The 22,206-nt window shown below is 71.3% G+C and carries 19 protein-coding genes and 1 pseudogene; 12 read left to right on the forward strand and 8 right to left on the reverse strand.

What is annotated here, in order from left to right; all coding sequences use genetic code 11:
• The first annotated feature begins 86 nt into the window (after positions 1-86).
• From ACIOMQ_RS03245 to ACIOMQ_RS03270, 6 genes are all read left to right on the forward strand, one after another.
• Positions 87-1,277: a sensor histidine kinase gene (locus ACIOMQ_RS03245; protein WP_402187711.1), complete on the forward strand. Its 1,191-nt coding sequence runs from the start codon at positions 87-89 to the stop codon at positions 1,275-1,277.
• A 191-nt stretch (positions 1,278-1,468) separates the two neighbouring features.
• Positions 1,469-2,824 (forward strand): sensor histidine kinase, encoded by a 1,356-nt coding sequence (locus ACIOMQ_RS03250; RefSeq protein WP_401937126.1) that lies wholly within the window; start codon positions 1,469-1,471, stop codon positions 2,822-2,824.
• Positions 2,825-3,005: 181 nt separating this feature from the next.
• Positions 3,006-3,680: a response regulator transcription factor gene (locus ACIOMQ_RS03255; RefSeq protein WP_362195800.1), complete on the forward strand. Its 675-nt coding sequence runs from the start codon at positions 3,006-3,008 to the stop codon at positions 3,678-3,680.
• Positions 3,681-3,978: 298 nt separating this feature from the next.
• Positions 3,979-5,931 (forward strand): 2-oxoacid:acceptor oxidoreductase subunit alpha, encoded by a 1,953-nt coding sequence (locus tag ACIOMQ_RS03260; protein WP_362195797.1) that lies wholly within the window; start codon positions 3,979-3,981, stop codon positions 5,929-5,931.
• Positions 5,924-6,982 carry a 2-oxoacid:ferredoxin oxidoreductase subunit beta gene (locus tag ACIOMQ_RS03265; RefSeq protein ID WP_362195794.1) on the forward strand — a complete coding sequence of 353 codons (1,059 nt, stop codon included), beginning with the start codon at positions 5,924-5,926 and terminating at the stop codon, positions 6,980-6,982. The genes ACIOMQ_RS03260 and ACIOMQ_RS03265 overlap by 8 nt, the downstream gene beginning before the upstream one ends.
• 111 nt (positions 6,983-7,093) lie before the next feature.
• Positions 7,094-9,049, forward strand: coding sequence for an APC family permease (locus tag ACIOMQ_RS03270; protein WP_401263180.1), 1,956 nt, complete (start codon positions 7,094-7,096; stop codon positions 9,047-9,049).
• A gap of 151 nt (positions 9,050-9,200) precedes the next feature.
• Here ACIOMQ_RS03270 and ACIOMQ_RS03275 read toward each other — a convergent pair whose 3' ends face one another.
• Positions 9,201-9,596 (reverse strand): winged helix-turn-helix transcriptional regulator, encoded by a 396-nt coding sequence (locus ACIOMQ_RS03275; protein ID WP_401753620.1) that lies wholly within the window; start codon positions 9,594-9,596, stop codon positions 9,201-9,203.
• A 109-nt stretch (positions 9,597-9,705) separates the two neighbouring features.
• On the opposite strand from ACIOMQ_RS03275, the gene ACIOMQ_RS03280 reads away from it, so the two are divergent.
• From ACIOMQ_RS03280 to ACIOMQ_RS03300, 5 genes are all read left to right on the forward strand, one after another.
• Positions 9,706-10,566 carry an SDR family oxidoreductase gene (locus tag ACIOMQ_RS03280; RefSeq protein ID WP_401753622.1) on the forward strand — a complete coding sequence of 287 codons (861 nt, stop codon included), beginning with the start codon at positions 9,706-9,708 and terminating at the stop codon, positions 10,564-10,566.
• A gap of 152 nt (positions 10,567-10,718) precedes the next feature.
• On the forward strand, positions 10,719-11,714 hold the full coding sequence (rarD, locus tag ACIOMQ_RS03285; protein ID WP_362195782.1) for an EamA family transporter RarD: 996 nt from the start codon (positions 10,719-10,721) through the stop codon (positions 11,712-11,714).
• A gap of 482 nt (positions 11,715-12,196) precedes the next feature.
• Entirely contained in the window at positions 12,197-13,762 is a 1,566-nt protein-coding gene (locus ACIOMQ_RS03290; RefSeq protein ID WP_402187715.1) for an FAD-dependent monooxygenase, read from the forward strand.
• Positions 13,763-13,818: 56 nt separating this feature from the next.
• Complete coding sequence (locus ACIOMQ_RS03295) at positions 13,819-14,061, forward strand: hypothetical protein (RefSeq protein WP_402187717.1); 243 nt, start codon at positions 13,819-13,821, stop codon at positions 14,059-14,061.
• A 531-nt stretch (positions 14,062-14,592) separates the two neighbouring features.
• Complete coding sequence (locus tag ACIOMQ_RS03300; protein WP_362195773.1) at positions 14,593-14,841, forward strand: DUF397 domain-containing protein; 249 nt, start codon at positions 14,593-14,595, stop codon at positions 14,839-14,841.
• Between the two features lie 287 nt (positions 14,842-15,128).
• Here ACIOMQ_RS03300 and ACIOMQ_RS03305 read toward each other — a convergent pair.
• From ACIOMQ_RS03305 to ACIOMQ_RS03315, 3 genes and pseudogenes are all read right to left on the reverse strand, one after another.
• A pseudogene (locus ACIOMQ_RS03305) lies at positions 15,129-15,353 on the reverse strand (CGNR zinc finger domain-containing protein); the annotation flags it as partial.
• Positions 15,354-15,475: 122 nt separating this feature from the next.
• On the reverse strand, positions 15,476-15,865 hold the full coding sequence (locus tag ACIOMQ_RS03310; RefSeq protein ID WP_362196060.1) for a VOC family protein: 390 nt from the start codon (positions 15,863-15,865) through the stop codon (positions 15,476-15,478).
• Positions 15,866-15,890: 25 nt separating this feature from the next.
• Entirely contained in the window at positions 15,891-16,829 is a 939-nt protein-coding gene (locus ACIOMQ_RS03315) for a nitroreductase/quinone reductase family protein (protein WP_402187719.1), read from the reverse strand.
• Positions 16,830-17,198: 369 nt separating this feature from the next.
• Here ACIOMQ_RS03315 and ACIOMQ_RS03320 point away from each other — a divergent pair, with 369 nt between their 5' ends.
• Complete coding sequence (locus tag ACIOMQ_RS03320) at positions 17,199-18,062, forward strand: HAD family hydrolase (RefSeq protein ID WP_401263168.1); 864 nt, start codon at positions 17,199-17,201, stop codon at positions 18,060-18,062.
• A 74-nt stretch (positions 18,063-18,136) separates the two neighbouring features.
• Here ACIOMQ_RS03320 and ACIOMQ_RS03325 read toward each other — a convergent pair whose 3' ends face one another.
• The 4 genes from ACIOMQ_RS03325 to ACIOMQ_RS03340 all read right to left on the reverse strand — a co-directional run bounded on the left by ACIOMQ_RS03325 (position 18,137) and on the right by ACIOMQ_RS03340 (position 22,204).
• The gene (locus tag ACIOMQ_RS03325) at positions 18,137-18,751 is read right to left on the reverse strand and encodes a TetR/AcrR family transcriptional regulator (protein ID WP_362195764.1); all 615 of its coding nucleotides are present in this window, start codon (positions 18,749-18,751) and stop codon (positions 18,137-18,139) included.
• 195 nt (positions 18,752-18,946) lie between these two features.
• Positions 18,947-19,855, reverse strand: a complete 909-nt coding sequence (locus ACIOMQ_RS03330; RefSeq protein ID WP_362195761.1) for an ABC transporter permease — start codon at positions 19,853-19,855, stop codon at positions 18,947-18,949.
• The gene (locus tag ACIOMQ_RS03335; RefSeq protein ID WP_362195758.1) at positions 19,842-20,825 is read right to left on the reverse strand and encodes an ABC transporter ATP-binding protein; all 984 of its coding nucleotides are present in this window, start codon (positions 20,823-20,825) and stop codon (positions 19,842-19,844) included. Before ACIOMQ_RS03335 ends, ACIOMQ_RS03330 begins: the two co-directional genes overlap by 14 nt.
• A gap of 107 nt (positions 20,826-20,932) precedes the next feature.
• Positions 20,933-22,204 (reverse strand): outer membrane lipoprotein carrier protein LolA, encoded by a 1,272-nt coding sequence (locus tag ACIOMQ_RS03340; protein WP_401753631.1) that lies wholly within the window; start codon positions 22,202-22,204, stop codon positions 20,933-20,935.
• Positions 22,205-22,206 lie beyond the last annotated feature (2 nt).

The following is a 22,206-nucleotide window of genomic DNA, read 5'->3' on the forward strand; positions in this document are numbered from 1 at the left end:
GTCGGGCAACGGGTGGGGTTATCCCTACTTCACGCCACCCACGAGCCCCATGGCGTGCGCGGGCCCTCGCCCGGCAGGCTGGGCGTATGACCATGAGCCCCCTGCCCGACAACGACCGCCCACCGCCCGCCCGCTTCGCCCTCGATCGGCGGACGTGGAAGGAAATCGCCTATCTCCTGGCCAACCTCCCCATGGCTGTGGCCGGGTTTCTTTACACAGTGTTCATGATCGGCGTCGGCGTGGGGCTCTCGGTCACCGTGGTCGGCCTGCCCTTCCTCGCTGCCGGGCTGCACGGGGCGCGGCTGATCGGCAGGGCGGAGCGGGGCCGGGCGCGGGCGATGCTCGGGGTGCGGGTCGACGAACCCAGCCCGATGGAGCTGTCCCGCCCGGCCCAGGGCTTCTTCCCCTGGCTGTGGTCGAGCCTCAAGGACCCGGTGGGCTGGCGGGCGGTGCTGTACTCCTTCATCCGGCTGCCCTGGGGCGTGCTCACCTTCACCGTGACGCTGGTGAGCCTCTTCGTGCTGTGGCCGGTGCTCCCCTACATCGCACGGTTCCTCACCCATGCCGACCGGGCGATGGCGCGCGGGCTGCTCTCCCCCTCCGACGAGCTGGAGCGCAGGATCGCCGAGCTGGAGTCGGGCCGGGGGGTGGTCGTCGACACGGCCGCCGCCGACCTGCGCCGCATCGAGCGCGACCTGCACGACGGCGCACAGGCCCGGCTCGTCGCCCTCGCCATGGGCCTGGGCCTGGCGAAGGAGAAACTGACGGACGACCCCGAAGCCGCGGCCCGCATGGTCGACGAGGCCCACGGCGAGATCAAGGTCGCCCTCCAGGAACTCCGCGACCTCGCCCGCGGCATCCACCCCGCCGTCCTCACCGACCGCGGACTCGACGCCGCACTCTCCGCCATCGCCTCCCGCTGCACCGTCCCCGTGACGGTGGGGGTGGATCTTCCGGCGCGTCCGGCGGAGGCGATCGAGGGGATCGCGTACTTCACGGTCTCGGAGCTGCTGCAGAACGTGAGCAAGCACAGCGGGGCACGCTCGGCGTCCGTGGAGGTGTGGCGGTCGGCGGACCGGCTGCTGCTCCAGGTCACCGACGACGGGCGGGGCGGGGCCCGGATGGACGGTGGTACGGGCATGGCCGGGCTGGCCGAACGGCTGGGCGCCGTCGACGGGCTGTTCGTCCTGGACTCCCCGGTCGGCGGCCCCACGACCGTCACCGCGGAACTGCCCTGGCGGGACCGGGACGCCGACCGGGCCGCCGGGCATCCCTAGGCCCCCTCGGGGGGTGGGGAAAACCCCCGGCCGAAGAGGGATACCGCCCTCATGGTGGGCGGGCCCGCGACCCGGCACCCTTGACGTACCAGCCGAAACCCCGGAACCCGGAACCGTGGAACCCGCCCCGGAACCCGGAACCGTGAAACCGCCGGAGAAACCGGCCCCCCGAGACGAAACGGACAGCATCCATGGCCACGGCATACGGACCGGACACTCGGGACCACCAGCGGTCCGGAGCCGGTTTCGGGGGCCGTCCCCCGGTGAAGCACTTCCTCCCCGCCGCGCTGCGCGCGCCGTTGGAGGGCAGGACCTGGCGCGAGTTCGGCTATCTGCTGCTGGGCCTGCCGATCAGCACGATCCTGTTCAGCCTCTCGATCGCCCTGACGTCGCTGGGCATCGGCATGCTGATCACCTTCCTCGGCGTCCCGATCCTGGCCGGCACGCTGGCGATGTGCCGCGGTTTCGGCGCGCTGGAGCGGGCTCGGGCGCGCGGACTGCTGGGGCTGGAGGTGGCCGAGCCGGCGCCCGTGCGCGGCCGGACCGGCGGTCTGATGTCCTGGGTGGGCGCGGTCCTGAAGAGCGGGGTGTCCTGGCGGCATCTGCTCTACGCGCTGCTGCACTTCCCGTGGGCGGTCTTCGCCTTCGTCGTCTCGCTGACGTTCTGGTCGTACGGGTGGGCCGCCCTCACCTACCCGCTGTGGCACTGGATCTTCCCGACGGCCGTGGGGGTCCAGGGCATTCAGCTGTACGGCGACGACCACCGCCAGATCTACCTCGACTCCACCTTCGAGCTGGCCGCGACCGCCGTGTGCGGTCTGGTGGTCGTCCTCATCACCCCGTGGATCATCCGCGGTCTGACGAGCGTGGACCGGGTGATGGTGGCCGGGCTGCTCGGGCCGTCCCGGCTGGCGACGCGCGTCTCGGAGCTGGAGTCGGACCGCGGGGTGGTCGTCGACACGGCCGCCGCCGACCTGCGCCGCATCGAGCGCGACCTGCACGACGGCGCACAGGCCCGGCTCGTCGCCCTCGCCATGGATCTGGGCCTGGCGAAGGAGAAACTGACGGACGACCCCGAAGCCGCGGCCCGCATGGTCGACGAGGCCCACGGCGAGGTCAAGGTCGCCCTCCAGGAACTCCGCGACCTCGCCCGCGGCATCCACCCCGCCGTCCTCACCGACCGCGGACTCGACGCCGCACTCTCCGCCATCGCCTCCCGCTGCACCGTCCCCGTGACGGTCGAGGTGGACCTGGCGTCCCGGCCCGCCCAGGCGATCGAGGGGATCGCGTACTTCACGGTCTCCGAGCTGCTGCAGAACGTGAGCAAGCACGCGCACGCGACCCATGCGTCGGTCGACGTGTGGCGGGCCGCGAACCGGCTGATGCTCCAGGTCACCGACAACGGGCGCGGCGGCGCCGATGTGTCGTCGGGCAGCGGGCTGGCCGGGCTGACCGAGCGGCTGGACGCGGTGGACGGCGTCCTCGTCGTGGATTCCCCGCAGGGCGGTCCGACGCGGATCACGGCCGAGCTGCCGTGGCGCGGCTGAAGCCCACCCGCACCGGGCCGCGACCGAACCCCCAGGTCCGCGGCCCGCTCCACGCCCTCTCGTCCCCGGCCGCCGTACAGGCTCGATTTCGAGCCAGTACGGCGGCCGGGGACACAGCACTGCCGATACTGGGATGCTGGATACCGTACGAGGACCAGCGAGCAGTGGGGGATACGGCGTCATGGTGGAGGACAGAGTGCGGGTAGTCATAGCCGAGGATTCGGTACTGCTCCGGGAAGGGCTCACCCGGCTGCTGACCGATCTCGGGCATGACGTGGTCGCCGGGGTCGGAGACGCCGAGGCACTGATCAAGACGGTGCACGATCTCGCGGGAGAGGACGCGCTGCCCGATGTGGTGGTCGCCGACGTGCGGATGCCGCCCACCCACACCGACGAGGGCGTGCGGGCGGCCGTGCGGCTGCGCAAGGACTACCCCGGGATCGGAGTCCTGGTCCTTTCGCAGTACGTCGAGGAGCAGTACGCCACCGAGCTGCTGGCCGGATCCAGCCGGGGTGTCGGGTATCTGCTCAAGGACCGGGTCGCCGAGGTCCGGGAGTTCGTGGACGCGGTGGTCCGGGTGGCGCAGGGCGGCACGGCGCTGGACCCGGAAGTGGTGGCCCAGCTGCTGGGCCGCAGCCGTAAACAGGACGTCCTGGCCGGGCTGACGCCGCGCGAGCGCGAGGTGCTCGGCCTGATGGCGGAGGGGCGGACCAACTCCGCGGTGGCCAAGCAGCTGGTGGTGAGCGACGGCGCCGTGGAGAAGCACGTCAGCAATATCTTCCTGAAACTCGGCCTGTCCCCCAGTGACGGGGATCACCGCCGGGTACTGGCAGTACTGACCTACCTGAACTCCTGACCGGCTGACACCCTGTCAGATATCTGGTGGGGGCCGGGGAAGGATCACCACGGGCCCCTGATCGGCCGCCTCGGCGGCCGGTCAGGGGTCCTAGAACCAAAGAATGAGCGCACGGCGTCTTCGTCGAACGGCTGGGGGGCTTGCCAAACATGACAAACCGGTATCAAATCGCGTCTCAAAACGACGTCCACCATATGATCGGTCCAGGGAAGGCGACCCTTACCGTCGTAGGGTGGGCCTTGGGACCGTCGGCGGGCCGGCCGGTCCCGAGCCGCCGCCCCGAGGGAGGTCCAGTTCAGTGACCAGCCAGGTCAGTAGCCCAACCGAACAGGCCGATGAGGCCGACGAGGCGCTCGTCGGACAGCGTGCCCCCGGTTCCGATCATGCGGGCGCCGGCGAGAAGGAGATCCGCCGCCTCGACCGGGTGATCATCCGCTTCGCGGGTGACTCCGGAGACGGTATGCAGCTCACCGGTGACCGGTTCACCTCGGAGACCGCGTCCTTCGGGAACGATCTCTCCACGCTGCCGAACTTCCCCGCCGAGATCCGCGCCCCCGCAGGCACCCTGCCGGGGGTTTCGTCGTTCCAGCTGCATTTCGCCGATCACGACATCCTGACTCCGGGCGATGCGCCGAACGTCCTGGTCGCGATGAACCCGGCCGCGCTCAAGGCCAACATCGGCGATGTGCCGCGCGGTGCCGAAATCATCGTGAACACCGACGAGTTCACCAAGCGCCCGATGGCGAAGGTCGGCTACGGGACCAGTCCGCTGGAGGACGGCTCACTGGAGGCGTACAACGTCCATCCGGTGCCTCTGACCACGCTCACGATCGAGGCGCTGAAGGAGTTCGGGCTCTCCCGCAAGGAGGCCGAGCGCTCGAAGAACATGTTCGCGCTCGGGCTGCTGTCCTGGATGTACCACCGGCCGACCGAGGGAACCGAGGCGTTCCTTCGCGCCAAGTTCGCGAAGAAGCCGCAGATCGCCGAGGCGAACGTGGCCGCCTTCCGGGCCGGATGGAATTTCGGGGAGACGACGGAGGACTTCGCCGTCAGCTATGAGGTGGCACCCGCCTCGCAGGCCTTCCCGACGGGTACGTACCGCAACATCTCCGGGAACCTGGCGCTGTCCTACGGGCTGATCGCGGCGAGCCGGCAGGCGGATCTGCCGCTCTACCTGGGCTCGTACCCGATCACCCCGGCCTCCGACATCCTGCACGAGCTCAGCAGGCACAAGAACTTCGGCGTACGCACCTTCCAGGCCGAGGACGAGATCGCGGGCATCGGCGCCGCGCTGGGCGCCGCGTTCGGCGGGTCGCTCGCGGTGACGACGACGTCCGGGCCCGGGGTGGCCCTGAAGTCGGAGACCATCGGGCTGGCCGTCTCCCTGGAACTGCCGCTGATCGTCGTCGACATCCAGCGCGGCGGCCCGTCCACCGGCCTGCCCACCAAGACCGAGCAGGCCGACCTGCTCCAGGCGATGTACGGGCGCAACGGCGAGGCCCCGGTCCCGATCGTGGCCCCGAGGACCCCGGCGGACTGCTTCGACGCCGCACTCGACGCCGCCCGGATCGCGCTGACCTACCGCACCCCGGTCTTCCTCCTCTCCGACGGCTACCTCGCCAACGGCTCCGAGCCGTGGAAGATCCCCGAGGTCGACGGACTCCCCGACCTGCGCGTCCGGTTCACCACCGGCCCGAACCACGAACTGGCCGACGGCACCGAGGTGTTCTGGCCGTACAAGCGCGACCCGGAGACCCTGGCCCGCCCCTGGGCGATCCCCGGCACCCCCGGCCTCGAACACCGCATCGGCGGCATCGAGAAGCAGGACGGCAGCGGCAACATCTCCTACGACCCCGCCAACCACGACCTCATGGTCCGCACCCGGCAGGCCAAGATCGACGGCATCGAGGTCCCCGACATCGAGGCCGACGACCCCGACCAGGCGCGCACCCTCGTCCTGGGCTGGGGCTCCACCTACGGCCCCATCACCGCCGCCGTCCGCCGGCTGCGCGCCGCCGGACACCCCATCGCCCAGGCCCATCTGCGCAACCTCAACCCCTTCCCGAGGAACCTCGGCGAGGTGCTGAAGCGTTACGAGAAGGTGATCGTGCCCGAGATGAACCTCGGCCAGCTGGCCACCCTCGTCCGGGCCAAGTACCTGATCGACGCGCGCAGTTACAACCAGGTCAACGGTATGCCGTTCAAGGCCGAACAGCTGGCGACGGCTCTGAAGGAGGCCATCGATGCCTGACACCAACGAACTCCTCCATCTGGTGCCCAAGGCCGAGGCCAAGCAGTCCATGAAGGACTTCAAGTCCGACCAGGAAGTCCGCTGGTGCCCCGGCTGCGGCGACTACGCGGTCCTCGCCGCCGTCCAGGGCTTCATGCCCGAACTCGGACTGGCGAAGGAGAACATCGTCTTCGTCTCCGGCATCGGCTGCTCCTCCCGCTTCCCGTACTACATGAACACCTACGGGATGCACTCCATCCACGGCCGCGCCCCCGCCATCGCGACCGGGCTCGCCTCCTCCCGCCGCGACCTGTCCGTCTGGGTCGTCACGGGCGACGGCGACGCCCTGTCCATCGGCGGCAACCACCTCATCCACGCCCTGCGCCGCAACGTGAACCTCAAGATCCTCCTCTTCAACAACCGGATCTACGGGCTCACCAAGGGGCAGTACTCCCCCACCTCCGAAGTCGGCAAGATCACCAAGTCGACGCCGATGGGCTCGCTCGACGCCCCCTTCAACCCGGTGTCCCTGGCCATCGGCGCGGAGGCGTCCTTCGTCGCCCGCACCGTCGACTCCGACCGCAAGCACCTCACGAGCGTGCTGCGCGCGGCGGCCGACCACCCGGGCACGGCACTGGTGGAGATCTACCAGAACTGCAACATCTTCAACGACGGCGCCTTCGAGGTCCTCAAGGACAAGGACCAGGCGCAGAACGCGGTGATCCGGCTGGAGCACGGGCAGCCGATCCTCTTCGGCGCGGACAACGACAAGGGTGTCGTCCGCGACCCGGCCACCGGCGACCTCAAGGTCGTCGCGGTCACCGAGGAGAACCAGTCGCAGATCCTCGTCCACGACGCGCACGCCGCCAGCCCCACCACGGCCTTCGCACTGTCCCGCCTCGCCGACCCCGACACCCTGCACCAGACCCCCATCGGGGTGCTGCGCAGCGTCGACCGGCCCGTCTACGACACGCAGATGGCCGAGCAGCTCGACTCCGCCGTCGAGAGGGACGGCAAGGGCGACCTGGCCGCGCTCCTCGCGGGCAACGACAACTGGACCGTCGTCGGCTGAACCGCCTCCAGCCGCTGCCCGATGCTTCTCTCCGTCGCCGGACGGGCTGAATTTCGGCCCGTCCGGCGATTGCGTCCGGGGGTCCGGCCGGCCACCGCGCACCATGTGGCCATGACCCTGGACCGCCCGGCGTACCGCATCAAGAGGCGTCTGCTCGGCAAGGCGCTCACCACCGAGCGCATCAGCGAGGAGAAGCTGAACAACCGGACGGCGCTCGGGGTACTCGCCTCCGACTGCGTCAGTTCGACCGCGTACGGCTCCGAGGAGATGCTCCGGGTCCTCGTACCCGTCGTCGGTGCCGCCGCCTTCACGCTGCTCATGCCCGTGACCGGCGCGATCCTGCTCGTGCTGCTGCTCCTGACGCTCTGCTACAGCGATGTCGTGATGATCTACACCCGGGCCGGCGGGTCGTATGTCGTCGCCCGGGAGAACTTCGGGCCGAACGTCGCGCAGATCGCCGCCGTGGCGCTGCTCGTCGACTACATCGTCACCGTCGCCGTGCAGGTCTCGGCCGGTACCAACGCCCTGATCTCGCTCGCCCATCTGGTCGGCGGCAACTTCACCGGCCTGGACCACCTCCAGCTCCCGGTCTCCGTCGCCGTCATCGTGCTGCTCGCGTACGGGAATCTGCGCGGGGTCCGCGAGGCGGGCCGGGCCTTCGCGCTGCCCGCCTATCTCTTCATGGCCGCGATCGGCCTCGTCCTCCTCGTCGCCGCGCTGCGCGGGCTCACGGGCGAACTGCCGCACGCCGATCTGCACGCCGACGGGGTCGTGCCGCTCGGCACCCCGGGCAGCGGCTGGCTCTACGGTGCCTCGCTCTTCATCGTGCTGCGCTCGTTCGCCAACGGCGGCTCGTCCCTCACCGGGCTCGAAGCGATCTCCAACGGCATCTCCGCGTTCCGTGAACCCCAGGGCCGCAACGCCCGCCGCACCCTCATCACCATGAGCGCGGTACTCGGCACTCTCGTGCTGGGCGTCTCCACGCTGGCGCACTTCACCCATGCGGTCCCGTACATCGACGGCACCCCGACCGTGATCGCGCAGGAGGCCCATCTCGCGTTCGGCAGCGGGCCGATCGGCACGGCCGGGCTGGTCTTCGTGCAGCTGGCGACCGCGCTGATCCTCTACACCGGCGCCAACACCCCGTTCACCGGCTTCCCGTACCTCGCCAGTTTCGTCGCCGAGGACCGGTTCCTGCCCCGGGTGCTGACCCGGCGCGGGCACCGGCTGGCGTTCTCCAACGGCATCATCTCGCTGACCGTCGTCTCACTGGCACTGCTGCTGGCGACCGGCGCCAGTGTGGACAGGCTGGTGGCGCTGTACGCGATCGGCGTGTTCACCGCGTTCACCATGGCCGGGGCCGGCCTCACCGCGTACCACCTGCGGCGCCGGGAGCCGCACCGCAGGCTGAAGATCGCGGTCAACGGGCTCACCGCGGTCATCTCGGCCGCCGTGGTGCTGATCTTCGCCGTCACCAAGTTCACCGAGGGTGCCTGGCTGGTCGTGGTGGTCTTCCCGCTCGGGGTCTGGGCGCTGATGCGGATCAACCGCGAGTACCGGCACGAGGCGGCCGCGCTGCAGAGCATCCAGGCCCCGGGAGCCGACCGGCCGCGGTTCCGCCGCCATCTGGTCTTCGTCCTGGTCGAGACGCTCGACCTGGCGGCGCTGAAGGCTCTGCGATACGCCCATGAGCTGCGCCCGGACGAGATCCGGGCGGTGCACTTCGCGATCGACGAGGCGTACGGCAGACGGCTGGCCGCCCGGTGGGAGGCGACGGCGGCCACCTCCGTCTCCCTGGAGCTGGTGGAGTGCCCGGACCGGCGGCTGCGGCACGCGATGAAGGAGCTCGCGTCCCGCACGACGGAGGACGGGAACACCTGGCTGACGGTGCTGGTGCCCCGGCGCATGTACAGCAATGTGCTCGGGAAGCTGCTGCACCGGGGCACGGGCGAGCAGATGGCGAAGACGCTGGCGCAACTGCCGCACGTGGCGGTGACGATCCTGCCGTTCGACGTGTCGCTGGCGCTGCGGAGGCTGAACGAGGGGCAAGCGCCTCAGCCCGACTGACCGCCCCTGCCCGCCTGCTGCTCTTGACTGCCTGCCGGGCTCCGCCTGCCTGCCCGCCTGCCCGTCCACTGCTCCGCCTGTCTGCTGCTCGGCCCGCCTGCCGCTCTCCGCCCGCCTGCTCCTTCCGGGCGGTCCACGCCTCGCGCGCCTTCTACGCGTCGTACGCCTTCTGCGCGTCGTACGTCTCGCGCGCCGCGTGCACGGCGTCCAGGCGCCGCTCCGTCCAGCGGGCCAGTGCCCATACCTGCTCGGCGGCCTCCCTGCCCAGCGCGGTGAGCGAGTAGTCGACCCGGGGCGGGATCACCGGCTTCGCGTCCCGGTGCACGAAGCCGTCGCGCTCCAGCGTCTGGAGGGTCTGGGCCAGCATCTTCTCGCTGACCCCGCCGACCTCGCGGCGCAGTTCGCTGAAGCGGTACGAACGCTCCAGCAGTGCGGCGAGGACCAGGACGCCCCAGCGGCTGGTGACGTGTTCGAGGACCAGCCGTGAGGGGCACATCTGCCGGTTCACGTCGGGCTTCCTGCTCGGGCTCGGGTCACTCACGTTCATGCCAGTACCTTACTTCAAAGTGGGTACTTTCGATTGGTTAGTGCATGCCCTACAGTGAGTGGGCGAGCCCGAACAAGGACCAGCGCCACCAAAAGAGGAGAAACCCCCCATGAGCATCGTCGTCACCGGAGCCACCGGACAGCTCGGCCGTCTCGTCATCGACCAGCTGCTCACCACCGTGCCCGCGGACGAGATCGCCGCCGTCGTCCGCGACGAGACGAAGGCCGCCCCGCTCGCCGCCCGCGGCATCGAGCTCCGCGTCGCCGACTACGACCGCCCGGAGTCCCTGAAGGACGTCTTCCGGGCCGGTGACCGCGTCCTGCTCATCTCCGGCAGCGAGGTCGGCAGGCGCGTACCGCAGCACACCGCCGTCATCGACGCGGCCAAGGCGGCGGGCGTCGCGCAGCTCGCGTACACCGGCGTGCTCGGCGGCCCCGACGCGGACTTCACGCTGGCCGACGAGCACAAGGTCACCGAGCGGCTCATCCTCGACTCCGGGCTGCCGCACACCTTCCTGCGCAACGGCTGGTACACCGAGAACTACACCGACAACCTCGCCCCCGTCCTGGAGCACGGCGCCGTCGTCGCCAACGCGGGCGACGGACGGGTCGCCTCCGCCACCCGCGCCGACTACGCTGCCGCGGCTGCCGCCGTGCTGACCGGCGAGGGCCACATCGGCGCGGCCTACGAGCTGAGCGGCGACGTCGCCTGGTCGTTCGCGGAGTACGCCGCCGAGGTCGCGAAGGCCACCGGCAAGGAGATCGTCCACAAGAACGTCCCGGCCTCCGTGCACCAGGAGATCCTGGTCGGCGCCGGTCTGCCCGAGGGCTTCGCGGCGATCCTCGTCGACGTGGACGCCGCGATCGAGCGCGGACTGCTCGCCGGTACCAGCGGCGACCTGGCCCGGCTGATCGGCCGGCCGACCACGCCGCTCGCCGAGACCGTGGCCGCCGCGGTGGCCGGGGCGTAACTCCGCCCCTTCCCTCTCCCCCGCACCCCAGGGGCCCCATGTCATGACCGTATGACGATACGGCTATGACACGGGGCCCTCCCGGCGCTACCGTCGTGCAGTCGACGGGGCGATGGACGCGGAGCGCCGACACAGAGACGCCGGGAGGGTCCGTGAAGGGGACGAATGAACAGCGGGCCGGACTGCTGTCCGGTATCGGCGCCTACGGTCTGTGGGGCGTCGTCCCCCTCTTCTGGCCGCTGCTGAAACCCGGCGGCGCGATCGAGATCCTCGCCCACCGCATGGTCTGGTCCCTCGGGGTCGTCGGCATCGCGCTGCTGGTGCTGCGCCGCTGGTCCTGGATCGGCGAGCTCGTCCGGCAGCCGAAGAAGCTCGGCCTGATATCGGTCGCGGCGGCCGTGATCACGGTCAACTGGGGTCTGTACATCTGGTCCGTGAACAACGGCCACGTCGTCGAGGCGTCGCTCGGCTACTTCATCAATCCGCTGGTCACCATCGCCATGGGCGTCCTGCTCCTCGGGGAACGGCTGCGCCCCGCGCAGTGGGTGGCGGTCGGCACCGGTGTCGCGGCGGTGCTGGTCCTGGCGATCGGTTACGGACAGCCGCCGTGGATCTCGTTGACGTTGGCGTTCTCCTTCGCGACGTACGGTCTGGTGAAGAAGAAGGTCAACATGGGCGGCCTGGAGTCGCTCACCGCCGAGACCGCCGTGCTGTTCGTGCCCGCGCTCGGCTATCTGCTGTGGCTGGGCGCGCGGGGCGAGTCGACGTTCGCCTCCGAGGGCCCCGGTCACGCGGTGCTGCTGGCCTCGACGGGCATCGTCACGGCCACACCGCTCGTCCTGTTCGGGGCGGCGGCGATCCGCGTGCCGCTCTCCACGCTGGGCCTGCTGCAGTATCTGGCGCCGGTCTTCCAGTTCGTCCTCGGCATCCTGTACTTCCACGAGGCGATGCCGCCGGAGCGGTGGGCCGGGTTCGCCCTGGTGTGGCTGGCGCTCACCCTGCTGACGTGGGACGCGTTCCGGACGGCACGGCGGACGAGGGCTCGGGCGCAGGCCGCCGCGGCGCAGCTGGCGGCCCGGCCGGCGCGGCGGACACCACCGGCCGGGGATTCCGCATCGACCTCCTCCGGCGCAGCCCCGAGGCCGTGACCAGCGCCCCGGCCGCCACCATCACCGCCGGCACGACGAGCGCCGCCCGGTAGGCCGCCAGGGCGGCTTCGGGCGAACCGTCCGCACCCCTCGACGCGATCCCGTACACCGCCGTCACCGCCGAGATCCCGACCGCCGAGCCGAACTGCGTCGAGGTGTGCGGCAGCCCGCCCGCCAGACCCTGTTCCCGGTCCGGTACGCCGTCGGTCGCCGCGATCGTCAGCGTTCCGTGGGCGAGGGCGAAGGCGGCCCCGGCGAGGATCAGGGTCGGCGCGGATCATCGGGGCCCGGCGCAACAGGGCGAGCCCGACCAGCGGTGACGGGGCGCGCCGCTCGATCAGGACGAAGGCCGCGACATCGCGGCGGCGCGCGCCGTCCACGACGCCCGTGAGGCCGCGAGCGCAGATATTTAGTGACTGGGTTGCTTTTTTTACTTGGTTGCGTTTTCCTGGTGGCCCACGGAACGCAACCGAGGAGTCCGCATGCCCGCATCCCCGCCCACCGCCCAGGTACTGATCGTCGGCTCGGGCCCGACCGGCCTGACCCTGGCCTGCGATCTGGCCCGGCGCTCCATCGACGTACGGATCATCGACAAGTCGCCGGAATTTCCGCGCAGTTCGCGGGCCAAGGGCCCCAACCCCCGTTCCCTGGAAGTCCTGGAGGACCTCGGGGTCGCGGACAGGGTCCTGGCGGCGGGCTCGGCTCCGCTGCCCATGCGCAAGTACCGCGACGGGCTGCCGATCGCCGACACCGACCCGTTCGGGGCGTCACGCCCGGCACCGGACGCCCCGTACGACCGGCCGTGGCTGATCGCCCAGTGGCGGCTGGAGGAGATCCTGCGGGACCGCCTGGCGGAGTACGGCGTGCGGGTGGAACTGGGTGCGGAGGCGGCCGGGTTGGCGCAGGGCCCCGACTCGGTGACGGTCCCGCTCGCCGACGGCCGGAGCATCTCGGCGCGGTACGTGGTGGGGTGCGACGGCGGCCACAGCCCGGTACGCAAGCTGCTCGGCGTCCCGTTCGAGGGGAAGACCACCGAGGAGCAGATGATGGTCTGCGGTGACGTGGAGGCGGACGGCCTCGACCGCGGCTGCTGGCACCAATGGTTCGACGAGGACGGCGCGGTGCTGCTGTGCCCGATCCCGGGGACGCGGTCGGGCTGGTGGTTCCAGGCCGGGCCGGAGCGGGACCGGGCGGGAGCGCCCGTACCGCCCTCACTGGAGAGCTTCCGCCGGCTCTTCGCCCGGCACACCGGGCTGCCGGGCACCCACCTGTCGCGGGCCTCGCTGCTGTCCACGTACCGGGTCAACGAGCGCCTGGCCGACCGCTACCGGGTGGGTCGTGTCCTGCTGGCCGGCGACGCGGCCCACGTGCACTCCATCGCGGGCGGACTGGGCATGAACACCGGGATCCAGGACGCGTACAACCTGGGCTGGAAGCTCGCCCGGGTCGTCACCGGCCAGGCGGATCCGGTCCTGCTGGACACGTACGAGGAGGAGCGGCTGCCCGTGGCCTCCTGGACGCTGGACTTCGCCTCCGAGCGCCTGCGGGCCACCCTTGAGGCGATCAGACTGCCGGGCGGCGGCCTGGACACGGCGGTCACCCCGGAGACCACCGGCCTGAGCCGCGGCTACCACTGGAGCTCGCTCTCCCCCGCGGGCTCCACCACCCGCCTGCGGGCGGGTGACCGCGCCCCGGACGCCCCCTGCCGCGACGCGGCAACGGGTGCACCGGTCCGCCTCTTCGAGGCGTTCGCCGGACCGCACTTCACCCTGCTGGGCTTCGGGCCGGGCGCGGCGGACGCGCTACGGGCGGCGGAGGCGGCGTACGGCGACACGGTGCGGGCGTACGGAGTGGGCACGGGCGGCCCCGTCGGCCTGACCGACGAGGCGGGCCACGCCCGCACGGCGTACGGCATCGAGCCGGGCACCGAGACCCTCGTCCTGGTCCGCCCGGACAACCACGTGGGACTGATCGCACCGGCCGCGGACAGCCGGGCGGTCGGGGCCTATCTGGACCGTCTGAGCGGTACGGCATTCAGGCGGCTCTGAGCGCGTCGCGCCGGACAATCCCGGAACTATCACACGCTTATATTTTCCTGACATTTATGAGCCGATCCACGTACACGTCCGGGAACTCCCGCGTGCTCCTGCGCACCGCCGTCGCGGCCCTGTCCACGCTGTCCTTCCTCGCCCTCGGAGCCTCGCCCACCGCCCACGCGGCCACCGGCACGGACCGGGCCCGCCCGTCCGGCGCCGATGTCCCGCACCGCGTCCAGGCCGTCGTCGCGTACCTGCAAGGTCCACTCCCACGGCCCTTGGCCCAGGGCCTTGTGACCACGGCCTCGTGACCACGGCCTTGTGACCACGGCCTTGTGACCACGCCCTCGTACGCGGCGTGATCCCCCCCCGCCGACAGGGCCGGTGCCTGGATGCGAGGACATCGCCGCCGCCCGTGGACGGCTGGTTTGCGCGGTGGGGTCCGCCGGTCGGGTGGGTGCCCGGTCGGCTGCCGGCCGGCGCGTGGCCGGGTCGGCATCGCCGCGGCCGCCGTCTCCGGCGGCGCCGCGACGTACTCTCGTGTGCGCGCAGGACGGTGCGGAGGGCTGGGCGGGCCACGCCGGGGGCCCGGGGGTCCCGAGGGAGTGGGAGGGTGTACGTCCGGGGCGGGGATACCGTGGCACCGGCCATGGATGTCTCCGTTCACGGAGGGAAGCCGGAAGATGCGCTTCGGGTTGCCCGGTGGCGAGGCCGCCCCGCAGATGCGCCTCCCCCACCGGCACCCTTGGCCCGACCGGATGCGGCGAGCCGAGCAGTGCGGCGGCCATACCGCCCCACCGCCCCGGCCGCCCTTCTCCACGCCCTGAAGAAGGAGACCGCCCATGGCTGACATCCCCACCGACCTCACCTGGATCCGCGCCGCTCCCGAGGGCGAGGAGGGACCCGGCCCCTGGATCGAGATCGCCTTCGGCCCGGACGGACTCGTCCACCTCCGCGAGACCGGCGACCCCGCCACCGTCGTCACGACCACCCGGACGAAATGGGACGCCTTCACCAAAGGCGTCCAGGCCGGCGAGTTCGACCACTTCGTCGAGGGCACCGACTGGGAAGGCCCGCCCGCTCGCCCCTGACGCCGTCACCCCGCCCCCGGCCCCCATCCCCGTACGAAAACGTGACATCACAGGGGCCAACCGTCACGTTCACATGCAGGGGGGTGCCTCTCCTCAGCCGGTCGCGGAGTGCCGGGCACGGTGAGCCCGTACGAAAACGTGACACCACACGGGCCAACCGTCACGCTCACACACAGGGGGGCACCTCTCCTCAGCCGGTCGCGGAGTGCCGGGCACGGTGAGCCCGTACGAAAACGTGACACCACACGGGCCAACCGTCACGCTCACACACAGGGGGGCACCTCTCCTCAGCCGGTCGCGGAGTGCCGGGCACGGTGAGCCCGTACCTTGTGGAGGTTTCCGCAGCGCTCCATCGCACACCAACGCCGCCTGTTCGGCCGCGAGGTGTCGCCGAAGAGCAACGCGCACCTCTCGGAGCCGCATTCGCGGACGCGGTCGGCATACGGACCGGTGAACAGATCCACCGCGTCGCGGGCGACGGTCGACAGCAGGGCGCTCCCGGCGGCGTCCGGTGGGCAGCAACTCCAGGCACAGAGCGCCGGGATCGAAGCGGAAGGGACGGCCCTCCGGCGTATGGAGGATCAGGCCCGGCCCTCCGAAGAGGGGCCTGGGCCCGGACCCGGGCCGCCCCGGTTCAGTCCTCCACCACGTCCTGCGGATACCAGCGCAGCTCCACGGTGTTGCCGTCCGGGTCACGGACGTACACCGACTGCGCCTCGCCCCGGGCGCCGGAGCGGCCGGCCGGCCCTTCCAGCACGGTGAAGGTGCCCGAGTCGATGACCTGTTGCCAGTCCAGCGGTTCGACGACCAGGCAGATGTGGTCGACGTTCGATTCGGAGCGCGGCCCGCCCAGCAGATCGATGATCATGTTCGGGCTGACCCGCACCGACGGGAACGGGAACTCACCGGCCCGCCACTCTTCCACCCTGATCGGCTCCAGGCCGAGTGGGCCGCAGTAGAACTCCAGGGCACGCTCGACATCCTGCACGTTGAGCACCAGGTGGTCGAAGTCCTTGACTCTCACTCGCACGGCACAACCTTTCAGCCATTCATATTCGTTTCGGTTCAGTTCGGTTCAAGGAGTCGCGGGGGGCCGGGGGCCAGGGGACCTCGGCCAGCAAGGGCAGGATCTGCTCCTCCTCGTAATCCAGATGCGCGTTCAGTTCCACGGACATCCTGTCCAGCTCCGCGTGGAAACGCTCAGGATCCGCGATACCGATGTCCGCCAGGAGTGCCGCCAACTCGCCCTGGATCCGCGCGACCGTGCGGTGTTCGTCGGCGAGGCGGGCGAAGGTGCCGGCCAGGTGCGGATGATGGTGGGCGATTCCGGGGAACAGGTGCGCGTCCTCACTGGTGTGGTGGAATTCCAGCGCCTGGCAGAACGCCAGGCAGCGCTGCCTGATCTGGAGCCCCAGGCCCGGGGCCGGCGGTTCACCGGGACCCTGGTGGGCCGCCCGTACGGCGAAGTGGGCGTCGGCCTCCTTCTTCACCTGGCGCAACTGGCCCCGCAGCCAGGTGTGGACCTCCATGACCTTGCCGGCGAGGCTGCCGACCTCACCGGGGGCCTCCCAGCCGTCGGGCTCGGCGCGCTCCAGGACCACGACCGGCAGGGGCCGGGCGGTCCGGGCCTGGTAATCGCCGTACCCGGGCGCCGCCTTCACCACATGCGCGAACAGCTCCTCGCGCCGCGCTCCTTCGGCGGGGACCGCGAGGGCCTGGAAGGTACGGGTGCCGAGCTCCACCCGTACCACGGGGTGGGCGAGCAGGTTGTGGTACCAGTCCGGGTGGGCCGGGGCACCGAGGTTGGAGCCGACGATCAGCAGCGAGTCGCCGTGGCGGACCCGGCCGAGAGGGGTGGTGGTCTCCCTCCCCGACCTCGCGCCAGTGGTCGTCAGCAGGAGGAGGCCGACGCCTTCGAAGGGGCCACCGACCTTTCCTCCGTTGGCGCGGAACTCCTCGATGACCGATTGATGGAAAGACGTGGGCATACGGGTCTGTGTCTCCGTGGGTCGCAGGGCGGCCGGAGCCGCGGTGATCTGCGGGAATGGGTGATCGATGTGCGCGTGCGCGCGCCGGTTTCGCACAGCGCGGGGCGGACGGCACGGGCGGCGGTGCGCGGCGCCGGAGGATGTGACCGGCGAACGGCGACGCGCGGCGGCCGTACTGTCGCTACGTCAGATGCAGGGTGCGGAGCTGGAACTCATCACGGACCCCTTGAATGAAGGGTGTTCACCCGATCACCGGCCGGCCCACTGCTCTTTGGCCGGCGTCACGCGACACCGTTTTCATTACACGCAGTCGACCGTCACCTGTCAACGCGGACGGGTGCGCACCCGGGCCGGCCTTAGGCTTGATCCATGCCCATCCCACCCGCATATGCCCTCGTCGCCACGGACCTGGACGGCACCCTGTTGCGCCGCGACGACACCGTGAGCCCCCGCACCCGTGCGGCGCTCGCGCTGGCCGCGCGGGCCGGGGCCCGGCATCTCGTGGTCACCGGGCGGCCCGTGCCCGGCATACGGGGACTGCTCGCCGAGCTGGACTACCGGGGGCCGGCGGTCTGCGGGCAGGGGACGCAGCTGTACGACGCCGGGTCCGGCCGCATAGTGCGTGCGGTCACCCTGGACCGGGAGGCCGCGGACACCGCGCTCGGCAAGATCGAGGCCCAGGTGGGGCCGGTCCACGCGGCCGTCGACCAGGACGGTACCGAGGGCCGGACGCTGATCGAGCCGGGATATCTGATGCCCCACCCCACGCTCCCCGCCCAACGGACCCGCCATCGCCACGAGTTGTGGTCCGCTCCTGTCGTCAAGGTACTCATCCGGCACCCGGAGCTCACCGACGACGCGCTGGCCGAGGCCGCCCGTACGGCGGTCGGTGATCTCGCCTCCGTCACGCTCTCCGGCCCCGGCACCGTCGAATTGCAGCCGTACGGCGTCGACAAGGGAAGCGGACTCGCACTGGCCGCCGAGTTCCTGGGCGTGGACGCGGGCACGGCGATCGCCTTCGGGGACATGCCCAACGACCTGCCGATGTTCCGCGCGGCCGGGTACGGCGTCGCGATGGCCAACGCCCATCCGGACCTTCGGGCCGCAGCGGACGAGGTGACGTCGTCGAACGAGGGAGACGGGGTCGCCGAGGTGCTTGAGCGGGTGTTCGGCCGGGCGGGCGCCGGACCGGGCGAAGGTCCGGCCGGGCACGGGACGGCCCAGCGGGCGTGAGCGTCCGGGTCACCGAGATCGCTCCGTGGACGGCTCCCGGCCGCGCCCCCTCCCCCCTCGGGCCGCCTCCCGCCTCAGCCGTTCCCGCCCTCCGGAGAGTGCGGCTCCGGCGCCCCGAGCGCTCGCAGCACATGTGCGACCAGGGCCGCGACGGTCTCCTCGTCCTGCACCGGTTTGCGCAGCACATGGCGGTAGTACACCGGGCCGTACAGCATCTCCACCGCCAGCGGAAGGTCGGCGTCCGGCGGAATCTGGCCTTGCTCCTGAGCCCGTCGCAGGCGGGCCACCGCCTCCTCGAAGCGGGGGTCGATCAGCTTCGTCCGAACCGTTTCCGCCAGTGCGTCGTCGTGGTGGACCTCGGAGAGGATCCCGGCGTACGCGGGGCCGAAGGGCGGCGTGGAGAGCAGCTTCACCGCGCCCGTCACATTGGCCCGCAGGTCGGCGGCGATGTCGCCGGTGTCGACGAACGGCGTCGTGCCGACCAGTGCGTCGGTGAACGCCTCCAGCATCACCGCGCTCTTCGACGGCCACCAGCGGTAGATCGTCTTCTTGCTGACGCCCGCCCTGGCCGCGATGGCCTCGATGGTGACGCGGCCGTACCCCTTCTCCGTGCACAGTTCGAGGGCGGCTTCCAGGGTCGCGCGTCGTGATCTCTCGCTGCGGCGCAGTGAACTCGGCGATGTGATCATTCGGTGAGCATAGGTGTGCTTGAGCCAATCCTTGTTGACAGTCCGTCGCCAGAAGTCGAACAATGCTGAGGCGGAAACGGAACGTGCCGTGTCGTATCGTTCCTGCTGTTCGCACCGTTCGTGCCGTTCGTGCCGCGACGAGCCGATCGGGGGACGGCTCGCCCGGCCGACGGCACGAGGGCGATGCGCCGTACATCAGGCGGTGATGTCCTTCGCCGTGAAACGCGCCCACGCCGCCGAGCCGAACACCGCCGCGTACACGCCCTGAAGTCCCAGGTTCTTGACCACCTCGTCCCAGTAGAGGGGGTCGCGCAGCAGGTCCGCGTACGACATCCAGTAGTGCGGGAAGAGATACGGGTGGATACCGCTCAGCTGCGGAATCGTGTCCACGATCTGCACGGTGATCAGCAGTCCGACGGTGGCGGCCATGGCCGCGATCCCGCTGCTGGTGAGAGTCGAGACGAACAGGCCGACCGCCGCGAATCCGACCAGTGACGCCGCGACCACCACCGCGATCAGTCCGGCCCGCAGCAGCGCCTCGCCGAGGCCGATCCGGGTGCCCGAGATCGTGGTGACCTCGCCGACCGGAAACAGCAGCGCCCCCACGGCCAGCGCCGAGACCGCCACGACCAGGGTCGCGACCAGGCAGAACGCGAGGACGGAGGCGTACTTCGTCAGCAGCAGCCGGGTCCGGCCCGCCGGGGCGACCAGCAGATAGCGCAGGGTTCCGGCGTTGGCCTCGCCCGCGATCGAGTCACCCGCCACGACCCCGACGGCCATCGGGAGGAAGACCGGGAGCGTCACCGCGAGGGCGGCGAAGACCAGGAAGAGGCCGTTGCCGGTGACCTGGGAGAGGAACGCGGGGCCCCCTCCGCCACCGGCCGGTCCGGGCGACGAGCCGTGGTCCGTCTCGATCCTCACCGCGATCCCGATCAGTACGGGAACGGCGGCCAGCACCCCGAGCAGCGCGAGAGTCCGCCAGCGGCGGAGTGTGGTGGCCAGCTCGGAGCGGAGGATGCCGAACGTCCACAGCGGACTGCGCGCCCGGCCCGGCCCGGCCGCCTCGTCCGCCCCGTCCGCCCGTGCGGCCTCAGCCTGCGACATCGAAACCCTCTCCCGTGAGTGCGACGAAGGCGTCCTCCAACGAGGCCCGTTCGACGCCGAAGAACCGCACGCGTACTCCGGCGTGCACGAGCGCCGCACTGAGATCTGCGAGCTCGACGTCGCCCGCCGGGGCCTCGGCGCTCACCCGGTCGCCGTCGACCGTGATGCCGCTGACGCCCCGTTCCCCGAGGACGCGGGCGGCGTCACCCGGGTCGGGGGTGGTGACGGCCAGCCGCCCGCGGGCGCCCGCGGCCAGCTCCGCGACCGGGCCCTGGGTGATCAGCCGCCCCCTGGCCATCACCGCGGCGTGGGTGCAGACCTGCTCGATCTCGTCGAGGAGGTGCGAGGAGAGGAAGACGGTGGTGCCCTCCGCCGCCAGGTCCCGGACCAGGGTGCGGATCTCGCGCATGCCCTGCGGGTCCAGGCCGTTGGTCGGCTCGTCCAGGACGAGCAGCCGGCGCGGCTGGAGCAGGGCGGCGGCGAGACCGAGGCGCTGCTTCATACCGAGCGAGTACGCCTTGGCCTTCTTGCCGGCCGCCGCGGCCAGCCCGACCCGGTCCAGGGCCTGTCCGACGCGGGCCCGGCGGGTGCGCGGGTCGGCGGTCGGGTCGGCGGAGTCGTAGCGCAGCAGATTGTCCCGGCCGTTCAGGAAGCCGTACAGCGCGGGCCCCTCGATCAGCGCCCCGACCTGCGGGAGCACAGAGCGGGCCGCACCCGGCATGGAGTGGCCGAGGACCCGCGCGGTGCCGGAGGTCGGATCGATCAGGCCCATCAGCATCCGGATGGTCGTGGTCTTCCCGGAGCCGTTGGGGCCGAGGAATCCGAAGACGCTGCCACCGGGAACGCTGAGGTCGAGACCGTCGACGGCGAGCTGGCCGCCGCGGTACCGCTTGGTGAGGCCCCGCGTCTCGATCACGGCCCCGGCCCCGGTCACCGCCGTCGGTCCGCTCACGGTCCCGGGCTCTGTCATACGTACTCCCCCTCGGTCGGGCAGGGACTGCGGACCGCCCCGCCGTACGGACGGTACGGCGGGGCGGTCCGTCGGGCGGTCTGCCGGAACCGCGGCGCGCCCCGGCGTCAGGAGGCGCCGTTGGCCGCCTTGACCAGTGAGTCCGGCGTGACGGCGCCGACGTACACCCTGCCGTCGTCCGTCATCAGCGCGTTGACCAGGCGGGTCTTGAAGACCGTGCCCGAGCCGAACGAGCCGGACACCTTGCCGCCCAGCGAGTCCAGGAACTGCCGCGCCTCGGCCGGTGCGTCACCCGACGCCTTCGAGGGGAGTCCGGTGAAGCCCGGAGTCCTGATCTCGGCGATCGCGTTCCAGCCCTCGCCGATGACCTTCGCGTCCCCGGCGCCCGCGTCCCCGGCGCCCAGTCCCCCGGCGCCCAGTCCTTCGGCGCCCGGGAACATGCCCAGCCCCTCCGGCCCGTCGGCCTTCCGCTGCGCCTTCGCCTCGTCGGCCTCGGTCACCTCGGCGCCCTTGGGCGGGGTGAACGTGAACGAGGAGGCGGCCGGCTTCGCGAAGTCGACCTTGGTGAATCCGGCGTCGACGACGGCCTTGCCACCGCTGCTCGGGAGCAGCGTGAACTTCAGCGGCACACCGTTCTCCGCGTCGACCGCGACCGTGACCGACTTGATCGTGGAGCCGCCCTGCCTGGGCTTGACGACCAGCTTGTACGCGTCGCGTCCGGCGACCCGCGCCGTGCCGTCGACCGTCACCGACGTGGTGGGGCCCGCGGCCTTCAGCGCCTGCTCGGCGAACGCCTTCGGCGTGGCCGGCACGCCTTCGGGGGCCGCGTGCCCGGACTTCTTCCCGGAGCCCTGCCCGGCCCGGTCCCCGGCGGCGTGGTAGGCCTGGTTCGTCCTGCTGTCGTACGCCCAGACCTGGTCCCCGTTGTGGATCAGGCTGTACTCCGCCGCGTTCTCCAGGATCGACACCCGCTGCTTGTCGGGGCCGTCGGCGGCCACCCGCAGGGTGTGCGTGCCGGACGCCAGCTCCGTCATCTTCGTCTGCGGGTCGACGGTCGAGCCGCCCTTGCCGCTGTCACCGGCGCCCTGGGCGAACGAGCCGGCCAGACCGCCGAGCGAGGGCAGGCCGAGGTCCGTGCTGATCTTCACCGTGCCGGAGAGCCGCTGGGTGTCCGAAGCGGCGATCTTCTCGATGAGCTGCTGCGCGGTGATCTTCGGCAGATCGGGGTCGCCGGTGCTCGCGAGCGCCGGGACGAGCCCGATGGTCGCGGCCGCCACCCCCGCCACCGCGACCGGGACGATGTAGCGCGCCGCCTTGCGGCGGCCGACGGCGGTGCCCCTGGTGCCGCCGTTGCTCTCCACGCTGTCGTTCGGTGCCATAT

This window comes from Streptomyces sp. NPDC087845 (assembly GCF_044742755.1).
Lineage (GTDB): Bacteria > Actinomycetota > Actinomycetes > Streptomycetales > Streptomycetaceae > Streptomyces.